Origin of the sequence: Rhizobium sp. 11_C7_N12_5, assembly GCF_051811145.1 — a bacterium.
Taxonomy (GTDB): Bacteria; Pseudomonadota; Alphaproteobacteria; order Rhizobiales; family Rhizobiaceae; genus Rhizobium; species Rhizobium lusitanum.
On record NZ_JBPWPY010000001.1, the window covers coordinates 415,325 to 429,302 of the forward strand.

General features: G+C 61.1%; 17 protein-coding genes. 11 read left to right on the top strand and 6 right to left on the bottom strand.

Features of this window, described 5'->3' with window-relative positions; translation table 11 throughout:
- The first annotated feature begins 148 nt into the window (after positions 1 to 148).
- The 7 genes from AB8B29_RS01960 (at position 149) to AB8B29_RS01990 (ending at position 5,169) form a co-directional block, all read left to right on the top strand.
- Positions 149 to 1,330, top strand: a complete 1,182-nt coding sequence (locus AB8B29_RS01960; protein WP_037198504.1) for a cell wall hydrolase — start codon at positions 149 to 151, stop codon at positions 1,328 to 1,330.
- Between the two features lie 307 nt (positions 1,331 to 1,637).
- Positions 1,638 to 1,982, top strand: a complete 345-nt coding sequence (locus AB8B29_RS01965) for an AtpZ/AtpI family protein (protein WP_037198506.1) — start codon at positions 1,638 to 1,640, stop codon at positions 1,980 to 1,982.
- A gap of 79 nt (positions 1,983 to 2,061) precedes the next feature.
- Entirely contained in the window at positions 2,062 to 2,814 is a 753-nt protein-coding gene (locus AB8B29_RS01970; RefSeq protein WP_037198508.1) for a F0F1 ATP synthase subunit A, read from the top strand.
- Positions 2,815 to 2,880: 66 nt separating this feature from the next.
- A complete protein-coding gene (locus AB8B29_RS01975; protein WP_004109844.1) occupies positions 2,881 to 3,108 on the top strand; it encodes a F0F1 ATP synthase subunit C in 228 nt (75 codons plus the stop codon).
- Between the two features lie 78 nt (positions 3,109 to 3,186).
- Positions 3,187 to 3,780 (top strand): F0F1 ATP synthase subunit B, encoded by a 594-nt coding sequence (locus AB8B29_RS01980; protein ID WP_037198509.1) that lies wholly within the window; start codon positions 3,187 to 3,189, stop codon positions 3,778 to 3,780.
- A gap of 3 nt (positions 3,781 to 3,783) precedes the next feature.
- Complete coding sequence (locus tag AB8B29_RS01985; protein WP_047560865.1) at positions 3,784 to 4,275, top strand: F0F1 ATP synthase subunit B; 492 nt, start codon at positions 3,784 to 3,786, stop codon at positions 4,273 to 4,275.
- A 129-nt stretch (positions 4,276 to 4,404) separates the two neighbouring features.
- Complete coding sequence (locus tag AB8B29_RS01990; RefSeq protein WP_092572955.1) at positions 4,405 to 5,169, top strand: phosphotransferase enzyme family protein; 765 nt, start codon at positions 4,405 to 4,407, stop codon at positions 5,167 to 5,169.
- A 21-nt stretch (positions 5,170 to 5,190) separates the two neighbouring features.
- Here the strand turns inward: AB8B29_RS01990 and AB8B29_RS01995 are convergent, their stop codons facing one another.
- Both AB8B29_RS01995 and AB8B29_RS02000 read right to left on the bottom strand, forming a co-directional pair.
- Positions 5,191 to 5,850, bottom strand: a complete 660-nt coding sequence (locus tag AB8B29_RS01995; RefSeq protein ID WP_037198512.1) for a ribonuclease HII — start codon at positions 5,848 to 5,850, stop codon at positions 5,191 to 5,193.
- A 110-nt stretch (positions 5,851 to 5,960) separates the two neighbouring features.
- A complete protein-coding gene (locus tag AB8B29_RS02000; protein WP_092572954.1) occupies positions 5,961 to 7,118 on the bottom strand; it encodes a PA0069 family radical SAM protein in 1,158 nt (385 codons plus the stop codon).
- A gap of 206 nt (positions 7,119 to 7,324) precedes the next feature.
- Between AB8B29_RS02000 and AB8B29_RS02005 the strand changes: the two genes are divergently transcribed.
- Together AB8B29_RS02005 and AB8B29_RS02010 are read left to right on the top strand one after the other, a co-directional pair.
- A complete protein-coding gene (locus AB8B29_RS02005) occupies positions 7,325 to 7,843 on the top strand; it encodes a glycosyl transferase (RefSeq protein WP_037198514.1) in 519 nt (172 codons plus the stop codon).
- Between the two features lie 176 nt (positions 7,844 to 8,019).
- Complete coding sequence (locus AB8B29_RS02010) at positions 8,020 to 8,334, top strand: hypothetical protein (protein WP_047560876.1); 315 nt, start codon at positions 8,020 to 8,022, stop codon at positions 8,332 to 8,334.
- A gap of 31 nt (positions 8,335 to 8,365) precedes the next feature.
- Here the strand turns inward: AB8B29_RS02010 and moaB are convergent, their stop codons facing one another.
- From moaB to AB8B29_RS02030, 4 genes are all read right to left on the bottom strand, one after another.
- Positions 8,366 to 8,920 carry a molybdenum cofactor biosynthesis protein B gene (moaB, locus tag AB8B29_RS02015; protein WP_047560929.1) on the bottom strand — a complete coding sequence of 185 codons (555 nt, stop codon included), beginning with the start codon at positions 8,918 to 8,920 and terminating at the stop codon, positions 8,366 to 8,368.
- Positions 8,920 to 9,828 (bottom strand): 4-(cytidine 5'-diphospho)-2-C-methyl-D-erythritol kinase, encoded by a 909-nt coding sequence (locus AB8B29_RS02020; RefSeq protein ID WP_113119366.1) that lies wholly within the window; start codon positions 9,826 to 9,828, stop codon positions 8,920 to 8,922. Before AB8B29_RS02020 ends, moaB begins: the two co-directional genes overlap by 1 nt.
- Positions 9,829 to 9,836: 8 nt before the next feature.
- Positions 9,837 to 11,690, bottom strand: a complete 1,854-nt coding sequence (locus AB8B29_RS02025; RefSeq protein ID WP_047640437.1) for a tetratricopeptide repeat protein — start codon at positions 11,688 to 11,690, stop codon at positions 9,837 to 9,839.
- Positions 11,691 to 11,813: 123 nt separating this feature from the next.
- Positions 11,814 to 12,830 (bottom strand): polyprenyl synthetase family protein, encoded by a 1,017-nt coding sequence (locus AB8B29_RS02030; RefSeq protein WP_037198518.1) that lies wholly within the window; start codon positions 12,828 to 12,830, stop codon positions 11,814 to 11,816.
- Between the two features lie 108 nt (positions 12,831 to 12,938).
- On the opposite strand from AB8B29_RS02030, the gene AB8B29_RS02035 reads away from it, so the two are divergent.
- Entirely contained in the window at positions 12,939 to 13,169 is a 231-nt protein-coding gene (locus AB8B29_RS02035; RefSeq protein WP_113119367.1) for a putative signal transducing protein, read from the top strand.
- Positions 13,170 to 13,177: 8 nt separating this feature from the next.
- Positions 13,178 to 13,954 carry a tRNA1(Val) (adenine(37)-N6)-methyltransferase gene (locus AB8B29_RS02040; RefSeq protein WP_037198520.1) on the top strand — a complete coding sequence of 259 codons (777 nt, stop codon included), beginning with the start codon at positions 13,178 to 13,180 and terminating at the stop codon, positions 13,952 to 13,954.
- Positions 13,955 to 13,978 lie beyond the last annotated feature (24 nt).

Sequence of the window (13,978 nt, forward strand, 5' to 3'; positions counted from 1 at the left end):
AAGGTGGCCCGGTGGATATCCGCCGGGCCTTTTTTCTTTCAGGCTGTCGCTCGCCCATTGATGAACGCGCCTTTGCGCGAATTAACCATCCATCAAGGTTAATGGGAGATTATTCCGGCTCTTAGTTCCGAGTGCCGTTTGGAGTCCGGTGTTGTCTCGTTCGCCTCATATCAGCCGAAAATTGCGGGTTCTTCCAAAAAATTGGATATCTCCAGCCGTCTTCGGGCTTTGCGCCTGGCTGATCTTTCCATCGACGGCTGCCTACGCCGATCTCGCCGGCCTGCTTTCGGGCATCGACAGGGAAGGCAGCAACTGGCGCATGGTGATGACCAACTCGCCGGCCGGCTCCACCCACCAGGCAGAACTGGCCTTCGGCGATGCAAAGACGGCGGCTGCCGTTGGCGATGGCGGTCTCGTGATGCCCGATGGCCGCCGCGTAGCCTTCCTTTCCGAGCAGAAGGGCAGCGATCCCCGGCCGGATGAAGAGCGCATTAATCGTCGGGACAAGAAGGGCCGGATAGTTTCCGTCGCGCCGATGTTGCCGCCGAAGGATTTTTCTGCCGGCTCTGTGCTGCAGCGGCAAAGCATGCTGTTTCGGCAGGAATCGGACACCGGCGAGCGGACCGCGTTCCTGAAGCCGAAACTCGGCGGCAAGGAGATCCAGATCGCCACCGCCTTCTACAAGAAGCGGCCGCCGCAGCCGGACGATGGTGTGCCGACTTATCTGGCGGGCCTGGTCACCAATCAGAATGCCGATGTTCTGGCCGCCGCCTATGCGTCGCCGGCGCCGGACTATGCTCGGACTTCGCCCTTCGATTCCATCCTTGCCAAGGATCAGGACGGCGAGGGTCGTTTTGTGCCGCAGATAGGACCGAAGGATCATCCCTGGGCTGCCAATGTCCTGCCGCCTTCGGTATTCTCCTCCGATGAGCAGCAATGCCTCGCCACCGGCATCTATTTCGAGGCGCGTGGGGAATCGGTAAAAGGGCAGGCGGCCGTCGCCCAGGTCATTCTCAATCGCGTTCGCAATCCGGCCTACCCCAAGACCATCTGCGGTGTCGTCTACCAGAACGACGACTGGCACAATGCCTGCCAGTTCTCCTTTGCCTGCGACAGCGTCAAGGACCGGGTCAACTCGCCGGAGCATTGGCGCATCGCCCGTCAGGTTGCCATGGCCGTCACCGCCGGCAAGATCTGGCTTCCGGAAGTCGGCTCGGCCACCCACTACCATGCTGTTTATGTCAGGCCGAAATGGGCGGCATACATGGTGAAGGTCGGCCGCATCGGCATGCACATCTTCTATCGCACCTATGGCGGCGGATGGAGCTGACGTGATCGTGCCGATGAATTGAGGCGCCCTGAAGCCTCATGGCTGGCAAAAAAGCCACAAGAGACTGCCGGCTGAAGAGGATTCTTCGGCTCAGTTTCCGCCCGGTAAGGCTTCTTTAGCGTAAACTCATGATTTAATTGGGCTAATTAATGGCTGGACAGATGGTGTCTACGCCTTGACTATGCTTTTTCCTAAAACTATGTTGCGCGCGACTTCAAAACGGGCCGAAAGGTGGCGAAACCTGCCGTTCGTTTACGCGTTGACCGGGGAAATGGGATACGCGCAACGAAAATGGGAGGATGCCACCATGACGGATGATCGCGACGAAGGTCTGGAAAAGCGGCGTGCGGAGCTGGGAGCCGAACTGGCAAGCAAGCGCGCTGCGGTGAGAGAGGATGAATCGGGGGAGGTTCGCGCCGAGGTAAGCCGCAAGGGCTACGCTCAGGCGATGAAGCTTTCCAGTGAGTTCATTGCTGCCATCATCGTGGGCGCTGTTCTGGGCTATGTCTTCGACCGTTTTGTCGGTACGGCGCCGTGGGGCATGATTATCTTGCTGCTTCTCGGATTTTGTGCCGGCGTGCTGAATGTGCTGCGCTCCGCGGGAAAGGTGGCGACACCGGTACTCGAAGAGCGCGGGCCTGACAAGAAATGAGCGGAAACAACGCCGGGGGCGCTGTTTCCAAATGAGAGGCATCCGTTCGGCAGAGCGGAAAAATGAAAGAGAACAAGCGGTGGCAAACGGACCTACCCATCAGTTCCTGATCTTCAAGATTATCCCGATCGATATCGGTGGAATTGATTTTTCGTTCACCAACGCTTCCTTGTTCATGGTCGCCTCCGCAGTGCTCTCTGCCGGATTCCTGTACTATGCCAGCGCACCGCGCGGCGTCATTCCGACGCGGGCTCAGTCCGTGGCGGAAATGGCCTATGAGTTCATCGCCTCCATGTTGAAGGAAGGGGCGGGGACGAAGGGAATGAAGTTCTTCCCGCTGGTCTTCTCGCTCTTCATGTTCGTGCTGACGGCCAATCTGCTCGGCATGGTTCCTTATTTCTACACCATCACCAGCCAGATCATCGTCACCTTCGCGCTGGCGCTTCTGGTCATCCTGACGGTCATTATCTACGGTTTCCTCAAGCACGGTTTCGGTTTCCTCAAGCTCTTCGTGCCGCAGGGCGTCCCGGGCATTCTTCTGCCGCTGGTGGTGATCATCGAGATCATCTCGTTCCTGTCCCGGCCGATTTCGCTCTCCGTTCGTCTTTTCGCCAACATGCTCGCCGGCCATATCACGCTCAAGGTTTTCGCAGGCTTCGTCGCCTCACTCGGAGCCCTTGGCGCGCTTGGCATCGGTGGCGCAATTCTTCCCCTCATCATGACCGTCGCCCTCACCGGTCTCGAATTCCTCGTTGCCTTCCTCCAGGCTTACGTCTTTGCGGTACTGACTTGCATGTACCTCAACGACGCAATCCACCCGGGTGGCCACTAAGGATAAAGACATTGGCGTCTAAGGGCGTCAGTCATTCACCGCACAACCATTTCAAAGGAGTTCAACATGGACGCGGAAGCAGCAAAGTTCATCGGCGCAGGTTTGGCTTGCTTTGGTATGGCCGGCACGGCTCTCGGCCTCGGCAATATCTTCGGCAGCTACCTGTCCGGCGCACTGCGCAATCCGTCTGCCGCTGACAGCCAGTTCGGCCGTCTGGTATTCGGCTTCGCCGTTACGGAAGCTCTGGGCATCTTCTCGCTGCTCATCGCTCTCCTCCTGCTCTTCGCCGTCTGATATCAGCGGCGTCATAGATCACGGTTCGCGGGCAGCGAGCCGTGATTCTTTGTATTTGCAGACCACCTGGAGGTGAGCATGTTTGTGACCCCGGCATACGCTGACGAAGCACCGCCGGCCGCCGGCGAGGTGCACACGGAAACGGGTGCGCCCGAGCAGGGCCATCACGCCGGCGTATTCCCGCCGTTCGACCATACGACCTACGCCTCACAGCTGCTTTGGCTGGTGATCACCTTCGTTATCTTCTACGTGGCCATGCAGAAGATCGTCATTCCGCGCGTTGGCAAGATCCTGGAGAGCCGGCATGACCGTATCGCCCAGGATATCGAGGAAGCCTCGCGCCTGAAGGCTGAAGCCGACGCTGCCGTCGCGACCTACGAAAGCGAATTGGCAGCTGCGCGCGCCAAGGCAAATTCGATCGGCGCCACCGCCCGCGATACCGCCAAGGCAAAGGCCGAGGAAGATCGCAAGGCGATCGAGGCAAGCCTTTCCGAAAAGCTCAAGGCCGCTGAGGCTCGCATCGGCGAGATCAAGCAAAAGGCTTTCGGCGATGTCGGAGCGATCGCGGAAGAGACGGCTGCTGCCGTCGTCGAGCAGCTGGTCGGCAACGTCGCCGGCAAGGCTGATGTCGCTTCGGCTGTTGCCGCAGCATCCGCCAAGCGGGAGGGTTGATCCATGACGTTTGCTCTTGATGAAACTTTCTTCGCTTTTGTCGCGCTTCTCATCTTCCTCGGCCTGATCGTTTATCTGAAGGTTCCGGGCATGATGGCAAAGTCGCTGGACGACCGTGCCGATCAGATCCGCAACGAACTGGCAGAAGCAAAGCGCCTGCGCGAAGAGGCTCAGCATCTGCTGGCCGAATACCAGCGCAAGCGCAAGGAAGCTGAAGCAGATGCGGCGAACATCGTTGCGGCTGCCGAGCGTGAAGCCCAAATGCTGACGTCGGAAGCCCGCAAGAAGACGGAGGAATTCGTCGCCAACCGCACGGCGCTGTCCGAGCAGAAGATCAAGCAGGCGGAAGCCGATGCGATGAAGGCGGTTCGTTCCGCTGCCGTTGACCTCGCGATTGCGGCTGCGGAATCCGTGCTTGCGCAGAAGACCGGTGGAAGCGTTCAATCGGGCCTTTTCAACGACGCAGTCAACGAAGTGAAGACCCGGCTGAACTAAGCCGGAGAGATCGAAATTCAAAAGAGCCCTGCCTCGGCGGGGCTTTTTTTGTTTTGGCCTCCCGTCTTCTCGGTGTTTGACTAAGGGCCCCTTCCGCATCTAGATCATTTGGGCGCGCAGGGAGGGTCGATGCAGATATTGGACGGCGAGGAACCGTTTCGTCAGGGCGATCACATCCTGCGGCCGGTTCGCCCATGGACACCAAGCGTTCATGCTTTGCTCGCCGCCTTGCGGCGACATGGTTTTGCCGCAGCTCCGCCGCCGGCTGGATTTGATGCGGTCTGGGAGAAAGTGACCTATCTGCCCGGCACCACCGGCGATCTCGACGACAACGTCGAAATGCGCTCCGAACTGGCCTTGCGGTCGGCGGCGTCTCTGCTTCGTCATTATCACGATTGTTCAGCTCGGTTTCTGCGCGACCTTGCAACGGAATGCATATGGCAATTGCCGGCCCGAACGCCGCGCGAAGTCATCTGCCATGGGGATTTCGCACCCTATAATGTCGTACTGAACGGCGGCGAGGTGACTGGTATCATCGACTTCGAGACGGCTCATCCCGCCCCTCGGTGCTGGGATCTGGCCTATGCCGTCTATCGCTGGGCGCCGCTGTCCTCAGGCATCGGGGTGGAAAGCCTGGATGGGCTGGACAACCAGATCCGGCGTGCCCGCATCTTTGCCGATGCCTATGGAATGTCGGCTGCAGAACGCCGCTCTCTGCCCGATGCCATCGTCGAGCGGCTGGAGGCGCTGCTGAGCTTCATGGAGCAGGAGGCGGCGCGCGGCGTCGAAAAATACCGGCGGGACCTCAAGGAGGGACATGATCAGGGCTACCGCCTGGACATTGCCTATATGACGAGATGGTCGGCGGAAATTACGGCAGGAATGACCGAGTAACAGATAGCAGCGATATGATCTTCAGACGGCTTCCTTCTTCAGGGGCCGAAAGCTCATGCGGTGCAGGGAGCACGGGCCATGCAGCTCGATGCCGGCGCGATGCTGGGCAGTGCCATAGCCGGCATGGGCCGCGAAGCCATAGGCGGGAAAAACGTCGCCTGCTCGCGCCATCATCCGGTCACGCGTCACCTTCGCGACGATCGAGGCGGCTGCGATCGAGAAAGAGCGCGCATCGCCCTTGACCACAGCCTTGCCAGGGCAGGCAAGGCCCGCGGGCACATCGAGGCCGTCGGTCAACACATAGCTTGCCGGCACCGCCAGGCTGCAAATGGCACGGCGCATCGCGTCGAGGCTTGCCTTGCGGATATCCGTCGTGTCGATACGGGCTGCACTCGATGAGGCAATGGAAACGGTTGCCGTCGCGAGGATTTCGACAAACAGCGCTTCGCGTCTGGCGGCGGTGAGCTGCTTGGAATCGTTCAGCCCCTGCGGAATGCGTTCGGGATCGAGAATGACTGCCGCTGCGACGACAGGCCCTGCGAGGGGCCCACGGCCTGCCTCGTCGGCACCGGCGACCGGCCAGTGTCCGGCGCGGCGGGCGATCAGTTCCAGCTCGAAGGTCGGGATGATTGGCGCTTCGTCGAAAAGCATGGGAGAATCGGGTGATGTGCTGCGTGGCATGCGGCAAAGCTCGCACACCACCCGATCTCCTGCAAGCCCCCGGTGGATCAGGGCGGCGAACCTGGGGGGCTCTCTTCCAGCGGGCACAGGGAAAAACCCGCGAGGAAAGGTCAGAGCAGCGACAGCTGGACGCCGCTGCCGTCAGGCGGCACGAACAGGTCGTCGCGCAGCGCGATATTGCGGCGTGTGAGATCGAGCCGTCGCGTTGCCATTTCGAAGCGACGGCTGATCTGCCAGGCATAGGGTCCGGCACCCTTCATGCGTTTGCCGAACTCCGCATCGTAATCCTTGCCGCCGCGCATCGAGCGGACCAGCGACATGACGTGGCGGTAGCGATCCGGATAGTGCTGCAGCAGCCAGTCGCGAAACAGCGGGCTCACTTCCAGAGGCAGCCGCAGGATCACATAGCTTGCCTCCAGCGCGCCGGCAGCCTTGCCGGCATCGAGGATGCGCTCGATCTCATGGTCGTTGAGGGCGGGAATGATCGGCGCCACCATGATCGAGGTGCGGATGCCGGCCTCGCTCAGGGCCTGGATCGCCTCCAGTCGCCGCGGCGGCGTCGCGGCGCGCGGTTCCATGGTGCGCGCCAGCTTCCGATCGAGCGTCGTCACCGACAGGCCCACCCGCACCAGGTTCTTGGCGGCCATGTCCTTGAGGATATCGATATCGCGCATGACCAGCGCTGATTTGGTGACGATAGCGACCGGATGGTTCGCCCTGTTCAGCACTTCGAGGATCTGGCGCATGATCCGCCATTCCTTCTCTATCGGCTGATAGGGATCGGTGTTGGTGCCGATGGCGATGACGCGCGGCTTGTAGCCGGGCTTTGCCAGTTCCCGCTCCAGAAGCTTCGCCGCATCCGGCTTGGCAAACAGCTTCGCTTCGAAATCCAGCCCCGGCGACAGGCCCATATAGGCATGCGTCGGCCGCGCGAAGCAGTAGATGCAGCCGTGCTCGCAGCCGCGATAGGGATTGATGGAACGATCGAAGGGAATATCGGGCGATTCGTTGCGCGTGATCGCGGTGCGCGGCTTCTCCACCTGCACCTCGGTCTTGAAGGGCGGAAGCTCCTCCAGGGTCTGCCAGCCGTCATCGAAGGTCTCGCGCTGCCGAGCTTCGAACCGGCCGCTCGGGTTCAGCCCGGCGCCGCGTCCGCGCCGGCGCTCGACGTCGACCCTGAGGCCGGCGTCGGCGATCAAGGCGTTGGCAATGTCTGGCGTATTGGCAGGCGCGAATGCGGCCTGCCCTGCAAGGGACTGCTCGTTCATCGGTAGCTCCAGGGCGGTTCGTGGCGCCGCACGCCGCGTCTAAGATGATTAAATTCCTATCCGACAAATGAGAACAATGCAAGAACAAAATACGAAATTGCACTCCGCCGCGACCTTTGAGGCTGTGTATAAGCCTTCCCGCTAAACCTTCGGGTTTGAGGGGTTATGCGCTGGCAATAAATTGTGCGCCGCTCTATAAATGGGCAATGTTGACGGTAATCATCGAATGTCAGGATCAGGAACCTGAGCTGGCGCAGACATTGGCGGCATTGGTGGCGGGCGCTATCGAGGGCCTGGTTTGCGATGTCGTCGTGCTCGATCACGGCTCGCGGGACGGCACCTCACGGGTGGCGGATGCCGCCGGCTGCCGGTTCTATTCGCAGTGGGATATAAAGGACATATTGCGCACGGCGCGCGGCGAATGGCTGCTGCTGGTCGAGCCCGGCGCGCGCCCGCAGGCCGGCTGGATCGACGAGATCGCTGAATATGTTTCATTGAACAAGGTGCCTGCACGCTTTACCGCATCGCGCGGTTATCGCCGGCCTTTCCTGCAGCGCATCGGCCGCGGCACACCGCCCCTGGAGCTGGGATTACTGCTTTCCAAGCCACAGGCCATCGCCGTCGCCAGAACCGGCATGCGGCTGGCGGAATTCGCCAAAGGTCAGAAAAGCCGCAGGCTTTCAAGCGAGCTCATTCCATCCTGGGTCGCGCGGGCGGCGCGATAGAGCTTTCATCGTCCCAGATTCCATTTGTAAACCTGGGAATAGCTGTCATAATTTTGTTGTGGCGGCACCTTTCGCGTATCGCGTCGGGCGGCCGACCACGAAGATGCCGGTATGCGGCGGAACTGGTCAGCGGAACTCTCCTTTTCCGCCGAGATTTCGGCGAAAGGAGGTGCGTTATGAAACGCACGATGCTCTACCGCCTTATGGCAACGGCCTTCGTTGCAAGTGCAATTCTCTATCCCGGCGTTGCCGCCTCCCAAGCGACACTGGCTTGCGCCAAGCGCGTTGATATCATCGCATTCCTTGGCGACCATCTTTCCGAAAAGCTGTCGGCTGCCGGCAAGCTCGATCCCAACACCATCGTTGAAATCTACGCTGCCGAAAGCGGCAACTGGACGCTGATGATCAGCGACGTCTCCGGACGGAGCTGCATCATTCTCAGCGGTGATACTTGGGAATCAATTCCTGCCCTGCCGGGGCCAAAGGCATAGCGGGCTGCGAGGCCTTGCGGACACGCAGGATCTATTTGGAACCGCCACCGCGCTTCAGATGCTCGTCGAGGCGGGGCATGATCTCCACGAAATTGCAAGGCATGTGCCGGTAGTCGAGCTGCGCCTTCAATATGCCGTCCCAGGCGTCCTTGCAGGCGCCGGGAGAGCCCGGCAGCACGAAGATGAAAGTGGCATTGGCGACGCCGCCGGTTGCCCGCGACTGTATCGTCGCCGTGCCGATCTTGTCGTAGGAAATGCGATGGAAGACCTCGGAAAAACCGTCCATCCGCTTTTCGAACAAGGGTTCCAGCGCCTCGGGCGTGACGTCGCGGCCGGTAAAACCGGTGCCGCCGGTGGTGATCACGACGTCGACCGCATCATCAAGTGTCCAGGCTTCCACCTGGGCGCGAATGCGCTCCTTGTCATCGGGAACGATGGCGCGGCCGACAAGCCTGTGACCGGCTTCGGCAATGCGTGCGACCAGCGTTTCGCCGGACTTGTCGTCGGCCAGCGTGCGCGTATCGGAGACGGTCAGCACGGCGATGCCGACGGGAATGAAGGATCTTTCGGTGCCTGGGCCTGCCATCATGCCTCTCCCGCAATCGTCTCGGTCGCCTGGAAATACCAGTCCGGCCTCTGTCTGTGAAGCAAGGCAGCCGCAGCCTCTGCCTGCTCGATGGTATCGAAGATGCCGAAGCATGTCGCCCCGGAGCCGGACATGCGCGTCACAATGGCATGCTGGCTTCCGATCAAACCGGTGAGCGTTGAAATCTCGCCGCAAATCATTCGCGCCGGCGGCTCGAGGTCGTTGCGCAGGCTTCTGATCGTCTCGATCCATTCGTCGCGCCCCTGCGGCATCCGCGACGGGAACAGGAGCGGCGGATTGTCCTTGCGGGAAAGCCGGCGGAATACCTCCGGTGTCGAGACGCCGACAAGGGGATTGCCGAGAACCATGGAAAAGGACGGAAAATCCGGCAGGAGTTCGATCGCCTCGCCAATGCCGCGCGCCACCAACGGCCGGCTCGCGAGGCACATCGGCACATCCGCCCCGAGCTTCAGCGCAATTGCCTTTGTCGTTTCTTCCGGCAGTGCTGCGCCCCATAGCCGCGTCAGCCCGCGTAGCGTCGCGGCCGCATCCGCCGAGCCGCCACCGATGCCCGAGGCGATCGGCAGGTTCTTTTCGAGATGGATGTGAACGGGCGGCGCATCGATCTCGAAAAGAACCTGCCGCAGCAGATCTCGCGCCTTGAGAACGAGGTTGCTTCCCGCTTCTGCATCGGCGGAGAGAAGAGGGGCAAAGCGCCCGGAAAGGCTGAATTCGTCATGCTCGCTGGTGCGAAAGGCAAGGCGGTCGCCGTGGCGGGCAAAGCTCACCAGCATATCGAGCAGATGATAGCCGTCGGCGCGGCGGCCCATCACATGCAGCGCAAGATTGATCTTTGCGGGCGCTTCCTCCGTGAGGTCGAAATCGCCCGCTGCCAAGATCGCGTTCATGAAAAGTCTTAGGACTTCTTATCGACCGGAGCAGGCGCGTTCGAATCGGGAGCGGGCGCCGGTGCCGGATCGGGCTGCTTGGTCTTGTCGACCGTCTTCGGATCGGTGTCGAGCGCAGGCAAGCCCTTGTCGACTTTCTCCTTGATCTTCGGAATATCGGCTTCTTCCGGCTTCGAGGCCAACGCCCGATTCCACTGGTAGACGGCTTCGAGCTTGCGGTTTACGCGCCAATAGGCATCGCCCAGGTGATCGTTGATGGTGGGATCGCCGGCCTTGAGCTGTGCGGCGCGCTCCAGCTCGTTCACTGCATCGTCGAAGCGGTTGAGGCGGAAATAGGCCCAGCCGAGCGAATCGACGATGTAGCCGTCATCCGGCTTGAGGTCGACGGCCTTCCGGATCATGTCCAGACCCTGGTCGAGGTTCATGTTCATGTCGACCCAGGAATAGCCGAGATAGTTCAGCACCTGCGGCTGATCCGGGTTGAGTTCCAGAGCCTTCTTGAAGTTCGGCTCGGCATCGGCCCACTTCTTCAGCCGCTCATAGGCGATGCCGCGCTGGAAGAACACGGCCCAGTCGCTGCGCTTCGGCACGGGGCCGATGATCTGCACGGCCTTGTCGTAGTTATCGGCCATGGCCTGGAAGTCCTTGGCATCGGAAAGGACGCTGCCATAGGCCAGATAGCTGCGGACGTCGTTGGGGTCGGAATCGATCAGCGCCTTCAGATGCTTGCGGGCATCGTCAACCTTGCCGGCCTGCGCCAGAGCAAGCCCGAGTTGCAGCTCGGAGATGCGGGCCATCGGCGAATTGTCCGGCACCTTCCTGTAGAAAGCGATGGCGCGATCGGTCTGCTCCTGCTTTTCCGCAAGCCCGCCGAGAAGAACCAGCGTATCGGCGGCCTTCGAATCGAGCGAGTTGGCGATCTGCAGATAAAGCGAAACGACATCTTCGGCGCCGTCCCGGTTGAGCGCGGCACCGATGGTGAACAGCACGGCCGCCGCGCCCTGCGTCGCGTCAGTTACCTGCTGCTCTGGCGTATCACCCTTGCTGATGCTGTCGCGAAGCGCATTGAGCGGCGCGTAATTGCTGACGAGGTTGTCGCCGACCGAAATTGCATCGAGAGCCTTCTGCTTGTCGCCGGCCTTGGCCTCGAGGCGTGCCAGTGCCATGACGGAGCGCATGAAGGTGTCGGGTGCCGTTGCGCCACCCGTCTTGTCGAGGACGGCGTCGTTGAGATGCGAGCGTGCCGATTTCAAATCGCCTATCGTCAGGGCGATGGCGCCGGCATGATAGTTCTTGAAGATGTTGAACCAATCGGGGCCCTTCATCTTGTCGATCATCGCGATCGCTTCCTTGCCGCGGCCGGAGCCAGCGCGGGCCCAGGCGGAGAGCAGGTTGGTCATCATCCGGTCGAGATCGTTCGGACCGTTATACTTCAGGATATCCTGAGCGCTCCTGTATTCATGGCGGCGGATGGCGTCCATGCCGCGCACGATCGTCGTGACGCGCTCGACGGAGGGATCGCTCTTCAGCTCGTTGGCGTATTTCACGCCTTCTTCAAGATTGCCGTTGAGCAGCAGCGAAATCATCAACCGCTGACGGATTTCCGGATTGCCCGGCTCGATCATCAGCGCCTTTTTGTAGAGCGCGATGGCGGTGTCGTAGTCGTGGTCGACATCGGCTGTGCGGGCGGCCAGGAAAGCCCCGGCAAAAGTATCGACATTTTCCGGATCGAAGGCGACCGGGGTGTTGATCTCCGGCGCTGCCGGCTTGTCCTCAGCACGCGCGCCATTCAGGGCGGACACGGAAAGGATCGCCGCCAAGGCTACGCCCGAGAGGAAACGGATGGCAAGTCTCTGCCGCATTAGAAAGCCTTTCATCAAGGGATGGCCAGCGAAGTCGCCGGCGGCATAAAGCATTCGTGTCAACTGATTCACAACAGGATGGCTTTTTTGAAGCGGCCCTGCAAGAAATTCGGTCCGCCGCTATCAATTAACGCGTTCGATGCAGAAATCGATCACTTCCAGAAGTGCGGATTTCCAGGGCGTTTCCGGCAAAGGCGCCAGGGCGTCGCGGGCGATGGTGCCATAATGAATGGCACGGGCGATTGTGTCGGCAAGTGCGCCATATTTCGTGATCAGGCCCAGGGCCTTCTCAAGGTTCTCGTCGCTGTTGTTGCCCGTTTCGATGGCGTCGCGCCAGAAGGCACGTTCCTTTTCGGTGCCGCGGCGATAGGCCAGGATCACCGGAAGCGTGATCTTGCCTTCACGGAAATCGTCGCCGACATTCTTGCCGAGATCAGCGGCCTTGCCGCCGTAATCGAGCGCGTCGTCGACGAGCTGGAAGGCGAGGCCGAGATTGGTGCCGTACGATTTCAGCGCATTGCGCTCAGCCTTGCCGGCATTGGCGACAATCGGACCGACTTCGGCGGCGGCGGCAAAAAGCGCCGCGGTCTTGGCGCGGATGACCGAGAGATAATCGTCCTCGGTCGTTTCCATGTTCTTGGAGACGGAGAGCTGCAGCACTTCGCCTTCGGCGATGACGCAGGCAGCCGAGGAGAGTACATCGAGCGCCTCGAGCGAGCCGACTTCGACCATCATCCGGAAAGCCTGGCCGAGCAGGAAGTCGCCGACAAGGACGCTCGCCTGGTTGCCCCAGATCATGCGGGCGGTGGACTTGCCGCGGCGCAGGTCGCTTTCATCGACCACGTCGTCGTGCAGCAATGTCGCCGTATGCAGGAACTCGACGGATGTGGCGAGCTTGATGTGATTGTCGCCCTGGTAGTTATAGAGCGCCGCCGAGGCGATGGTCAGCATCGGCCGCAAGCGCTTGCCGCCAGACGAGATGAGATGCTCCGCAACCTCGGGAATCATCTGTACATCGGAACCGGCTTTCGACAGGATGAGCTGATTGACGCGTTCCATGTCCGCCTTGGTCAGATCCACCAAAGGCTTGATGGATGCCAGTTTATTCTTGCTTTCTTCCAGCGGTATCACGACGCCCAACGATCCGGACTCCTGTTCATTTTCTGCAAAGCACCATAAGAAGGGGCGAAAGAGGCGGCAAGAGGCGAATTGTCTCGTCGCGTAAATTTGACAGGAAACTCAAGGCTTATGCACGAACTCATCCGCACGAATGATCCGGTCCTCCTCTCTTTTGCGGAGAGCCTGATGAAAGATGCCGGGATTCATTGCTTCGTCGCGGATCAAGCCATGAGCATTCTCGAAGGCTCGCTCGGCATGCTGCCGCGGCGCTTTCTGGTGGATGAGGAGCGCGCCGATCGGGCACGGCGTATCCTCGTCGACGCCGGCCTCGGCGACGAGTTGCGCCCGGCGCGTGCCTGAGGTGCGCTATGACCGATAGCCCCTCGGAAACCATCGACGCCTTCCATCGCGGGGCGTTTCATGTCGTCCAGCCGAAGGGCAGGGGACATCGTTCCGGCATGGATGCCATGCTGCTGGCAGCTCTCGTCGCCGACGAGCGCCCCATCCGGGTGGCCGATCTCGGCGCCGGCGCGGGCGCGGCCGGCATGGCGGTGGCGTCGCGGCTCGATCGGGCAGATGTGGTGCTGTTCGAACGCTCGCCCGACATGGCCGAATTCGCCCGCAAGAGCCTGTTGCTGTCAGAAAATGCCCGTTTCGCCGGCCGTGTCTCGGTCCTCGAGGCCGATGTGACGCTGACCGGCAAGGACCGCAATGAGGCGGGGCTGATCGACGACAGTTTCCATCACGTCATCATGAACCCGCCCTTCAACGACGCCAGCGACCGGCTGACGCCCGATGCGCTGAAGGCCGAGGCGCATGCCATGACCGAGGGGCTCTTCGAGCGGTGGATACGCACGGCGGGCGCGATCATGATCCCCGGCGGCCAGCTGTCGCTCATTGCCCGGCCGCAATCGATCGGCGAGATCATCGGCGCCTGCGGCCGCCGCTTCGGCGGCATCGAGATCACGCCGATCCATCCGCGCGAGGGCGAAAACGCGGTGCGCATCCTGGTGACGGCGATCAAGGGATCGAGGGCGAGGCTGGCGCTGCGCGCGCCGCTGATCATGCACGGCGAAGGGACGCACAAATTCTCCGATTTCGTCGACGATATGAACAACGGTCGTGCCGCCTATCCGCGCAAATAACGCGTTGCCGGCGTGAATCGGCGC

Coding starts and splice junctions, on each gene's coding strand:
- AB8B29_RS01995 (WP_037198512.1), bottom strand. CDS start 5,850: ATGCCACGCAGCACATCACCCGATTCTCCCATGCTTTTCGACGAAGCG.
- AB8B29_RS01985 (WP_047560865.1), top strand. CDS start 3,784: ATGACGTTTGCTCTTGATGAAACTTTCTTCGCTTTTGTCGCGCTTCTC.
- AB8B29_RS01980 (WP_037198509.1), top strand. CDS start 3,187: ATGTTTGTGACCCCGGCATACGCTGACGAAGCACCGCCGGCCGCCGGC.
- AB8B29_RS02035 (WP_113119367.1), top strand. CDS start 12,939: ATGCACGAACTCATCCGCACGAATGATCCGGTCCTCCTCTCTTTTGCG.
- AB8B29_RS02025 (WP_047640437.1), bottom strand. CDS start 11,690: ATGCGGCAGAGACTTGCCATCCGTTTCCTCTCGGGCGTAGCCTTGGCG.
- AB8B29_RS01975 (WP_004109844.1), top strand. CDS start 2,881: ATGGACGCGGAAGCAGCAAAGTTCATCGGCGCAGGTTTGGCTTGCTTT.
- AB8B29_RS02010 (WP_047560876.1), top strand. CDS start 8,020: ATGAAACGCACGATGCTCTACCGCCTTATGGCAACGGCCTTCGTTGCA.
- AB8B29_RS02040 (WP_037198520.1), top strand. CDS start 13,178: ATGACCGATAGCCCCTCGGAAACCATCGACGCCTTCCATCGCGGGGCG.
- AB8B29_RS02005 (WP_037198514.1), top strand. CDS start 7,325: ATGTTGACGGTAATCATCGAATGTCAGGATCAGGAACCTGAGCTGGCG.
- moaB (WP_047560929.1), bottom strand. CDS start 8,920: ATGGCAGGCCCAGGCACCGAAAGATCCTTCATTCCCGTCGGCATCGCC.
- AB8B29_RS02000 (WP_092572954.1), bottom strand. CDS start 7,118: ATGAACGAGCAGTCCCTTGCAGGGCAGGCCGCATTCGCGCCTGCCAAT.
- AB8B29_RS01990 (WP_092572955.1), top strand. CDS start 4,405: ATGCAGATATTGGACGGCGAGGAACCGTTTCGTCAGGGCGATCACATC.
- AB8B29_RS01965 (WP_037198506.1), top strand. CDS start 1,638: ATGACGGATGATCGCGACGAAGGTCTGGAAAAGCGGCGTGCGGAGCTG.
- AB8B29_RS02020 (WP_113119366.1), bottom strand. CDS start 9,828: ATGAACGCGATCTTGGCAGCGGGCGATTTCGACCTCACGGAGGAAGCG.